This window comes from Streptomyces sp. P9(2023), from assembly GCF_032436795.1.
Lineage (GTDB): Bacteria > Actinomycetota > Actinomycetes > Streptomycetales > Streptomycetaceae > Streptomyces.
The window spans coordinates 1-236 of the sequence record NZ_JAUPWM010000842.1 but is presented as its reverse complement, the minus strand read 5'-3'; the positions used below and the strand labels follow the sequence as shown (position 1 = coordinate 236).

The window sequence follows — 236 nt, the reverse complement described above, 5'->3', positions numbered from 1 at the left end:
CCTGAGTGTCCGTAAAATACAGTCTCTGCTCAAAGAACAGTTAGGCACTACATTCTCCATCGGAGCCATCAGTGAGGCACAAACCAAAGTGGCTTCAATGCTGACGCCGCTACATCAGGCTATTCGGGCTGGCATCCAAAAAGCCCCCATGGTTCATATTGATGAAACCTCTCATCCGAGAAATGATGAATCCCGTCTGCGTTGGTGTTGGTTGGCGAGCAGCGAAGATCTGGTTT

1 protein-coding gene is annotated in these 236 nt (G+C 49.6%); it reads left to right on the top strand.

What is annotated here, in order from left to right:
* Nucleotides 1-236 (top strand): transposase (locus Q5762_RS39645; RefSeq protein WP_315897171.1); only part of this gene is annotated, 236 nt, incomplete at both ends.